This is a genomic window from Chloroflexota bacterium, assembly GCA_020850535.1.
Classification (GTDB): domain Bacteria; phylum Chloroflexota; class UBA6077; order UBA6077; family JACCZL01; genus JADZEM01.
This window is the reverse complement of the sequence record JADZEM010000062.1, coordinates 1-2,855: the sequence shown is the minus strand read 5'-3', so window position 1 is coordinate 2,855 and position 2,855 is coordinate 1. Positions and strand designations below refer to the sequence as shown.

At 69.3% G+C, this 2,855-nt stretch carries 4 protein-coding genes; 2 read left to right on the top strand and 2 right to left on the bottom strand.

Annotated elements, in window-relative coordinates:
* Positions 1-1,257: malate synthase A (aceB, locus tag IT306_09335; GenBank protein MCC7368614.1), on the top strand; the 1,257-nt coding region annotated here is incomplete at its 5' end.
* 51 nt (positions 1,258-1,308) lie between these two features.
* On the opposite strand, the gene IT306_09330 is transcribed toward aceB, so the two are convergent.
* Positions 1,309-1,548, bottom strand: a complete 240-nt coding sequence (locus tag IT306_09330) for a hypothetical protein (GenBank protein ID MCC7368613.1) — start codon at positions 1,546-1,548, stop codon at positions 1,309-1,311.
* On the opposite strand from IT306_09330, the gene IT306_09325 reads away from it, so the two are divergent.
* Complete coding sequence (locus IT306_09325; GenBank protein ID MCC7368612.1) at positions 1,547-2,377, top strand: M20/M25/M40 family metallo-hydrolase; 831 nt, start codon at positions 1,547-1,549, stop codon at positions 2,375-2,377. The genes IT306_09330 and IT306_09325 overlap by 2 nt on opposite strands.
* A 4-nt stretch (positions 2,378-2,381) precedes the next feature.
* On the opposite strand, the gene IT306_09320 is transcribed toward IT306_09325, so the two are convergent.
* On the bottom strand, positions 2,382-2,855 hold a 474-nt coding region (locus tag IT306_09320; protein MCC7368611.1), incomplete at its 5' end, for a hypothetical protein.

Genomic DNA, 2,855 nt, shown 5'->3' with positions numbered 1-2,855 from the left:
TCGGTCTTCATGGCCGACTTCGAGGATGCCCTGTCCCCGACCTGGGACAACGTCGTGACCGGCCATTGGGCAGTCTCACAGGCCGTGCGCCGAACGCTCACCCACCAGACCGATGAGAAGGCGTATGCCCTCAACGACCGCATCGCCACACTCTGCGTGCGCCCGCGCGGCTGGCACCTGGTCGAGGCGCACGTGCTGGTCGATGGCCGGCCCATCAGCGCCAGCCTGTTCGACTTCGGGCTGTGGTTCTTCCACAACGCGCGCGAGTTGCTCGATCGAGGCTCGGGTCCCTACCTGTACCTGCCCAAGCTCGAGAGCCACGTCGAGGCCGCGTTGTGGAACCGCGTCTTCATCGCCGCCCAGGAGGCGCTCGGCGTGCCGCAGGGCTCGATCCGCGCCACGGTGCTGGTGGAGACGATCCTCGCCGCGTTCGAGATGGACGAGATCCTGTACGAGCTGCGCGACCACGCGGCAGGCCTGAACGCCGGTCGCTGGGACTACATCTTCAGCATGATCAAGAAGTTCCGCTCGCACGCCAGCATGGTGCTGCCGGACCGATCGCAGGTCACCATGACCGTGCCGTTCATGCGCGCCTACACCGAGCTGCTGGTGCGCACGTGCCATCGGCGCGGCGCGCACGCCATCGGCGGCATGGCGGCCTTCATCCCCTCGCGCCGCGACCCCGAGGCCAATGCGCTGGCGCTCGCGAAGGTTCGCGAGGACAAGGAGCGCGAGTCAACCGACGCATTCGACGGCACCTGGGTCGCCCACCCCGACCTCGTGCCCGTGGCGCGCGAGGTCTTCGACAGCGTGCTCGGCGAGCGTCCGAACCAGAAGGACCGGCTGCGCGCCGAGGTGCGCACCGCCGCCGCTGACCTGCTCGACGTCCGGATCGCCGGCGGCGCGGTCACCGAGGCCGGCGTACGCGCCAACGTGTCGGTCGGGCTGGCGTACCTGGCCTCGTGGCTGTCGGGCAACGGCGCGGCGGCCATCAATAACCTGATGGAGGACGCGGCCACCGCCGAGATCAGCCGCTCCCAGCTGTGGCAATGGCGCGTTCACGGCGTGCCGCTCGATGATGGTGCCCCATTGACCGCCGAGCGCTACCGTGCCATCCGCGACCAGGAACTCGCCGCGCTGCGTGCTGGCTCACCGTCCGCCCCGTGGTCCGACGCCTCCACGCTGCTCGACGAGCTGGTGCTGTCCGACGAGTTCACCGAGTTCCTGACGCTCGGCGCGTACGAACGGCTGGCCTGATCGGCATCCGAAGTCCGTCCCCCGCCTGCCGCCCGGCATATCCTGCCAGCGTCAGAGACTGATTCCTCCACCATCCGGTAGCATGCCCGCGATGACGCGCGCTCCGTCCACCACCTGCCTCCTGGTGGCCGCGGTCGTCGTCGCCGGCTGCTCGACGCCGTCGCCATCGGCCAGCCCCACACCTCCGGCCAACCAGACGCCCAGCCAGTCCGTTGTCAGCCGACCGTCCCCGACGCCGGCACCGGAGCTGACCGCGACGGCCCTGTCCTCGCTGCTGGACCCGAACGTCATGTCCGATGACCTGGCCGCCATCGCCCAGGTGGCCGACGACTTCGGTGGCAGCCGCGCAACCGGTACGGCCGGGTTCGATGACTCCCTGGACTACGTCGTCCGTGAACTGACCGCCGCAGGCTACGAGGCCGACATCGTCGGATTCCCGGCCGATGGCCAGCAGAGCCAGAACCTGCTGGTCGAACGTGCCGGCACGGGAAGCGGCGTGCTGATCCTCGGCGCGCACCTCGATTCGGTGGCGGACAGCCCCGGCATGAACGACAACGCCACCGGCGTGGTCGCGCTGCTGTCCATCGCCCGGGCACTGATCCGGCTGCCCGCGCCGATCCTGACCGTTCGCTTCGCGTTCTGGGGCGCGGAGGAGGGCGGGCCATTCGGTTCCGCGGCATACGTCGCCTCGCTCGACGCCGACGCGCGCGCCGAGATCCGGGCCTACATCAACGCCGACATGATCGGATCACCCAACGGCATCACATTCGTGTACGACGAGCCCGGGGCTGCACCAGGATCGGATGCGATCACCAACGTCATCTCCGGTTACTTCCGACTGCGCGGTCGGCCATGGGAGCCGATCGATCTCGCCGGCGACTCCGACCACGGGCCGTTCACCGAGGCCGGCATCCCGACCGGCGGGTTGTTCGCCGGTGGCATCGAGCCGGTGACGCCCGAACAGGCCACGCGCCACGGGGCGATCGCGGGCCAGCCAGCGGACCCGTGCAGTCACAAGGCCTGCGACACCCTGACCAACGTGAACCTGGCGCGCCTGGCCCTGCTGACCGACGCCCTGGCGGCATCCCTCGTCAACCTGGCCGCCAAGTCGGCCAGCTGACCGATCAGAACGGCATCACCCCGATCGGAGGCGTGCGCCGAGGCAGGGGCGGATGGGCGAGATACGCTCGATAGATCGGGGCCAATGACACCCGCGTCGCGGCCTGCAGGTGGCGCAGGAGGGCCTCGCCCGTGACGAAGCCGTATCGATGTCGCACCACCCAGTCCCGCATGGCGGCGAAGAAGGCCTCATCACCCATGGCCGCGCGGATCACGTTGAGGAACTCGGTGCCGCGATAGAAGACGGTGTGGAAGTAGCCGTCGCAACTGGACCAGTCGCCGCCGGTGACGGGACCCGCCGGCCAGGCGAAGACGTCGCTGTCCACCGGTCGCGTCGAGCACTGCCGCTCGTCGATGCCCATCAGCCAGCGCGCGGCGAAGTCGGCGAAGCCCTCGTCCAGCCAGGGCTCGTGCTGCTGATCGTTGCCCAACTGAGCGTAGAACCACTGGTGCGCGACCTCGTGGTAGACGACGTAGCG

Bases quoted from the DNA above. Each gene is read 5' to 3' on its own strand.
- IT306_09325 (MCC7368612.1), top strand. From the start codon at position 1,547: ATGTCCGATGACCTGGCCGCCATCGCCCAGGTGGCCGACGACTTCGGT.
- IT306_09330 (MCC7368613.1), bottom strand. From the start codon at position 1,548: ATGACGTTCGGGTCCAGCAGCGAGGACAGGGCCGTCGCGGTCAGCTCC.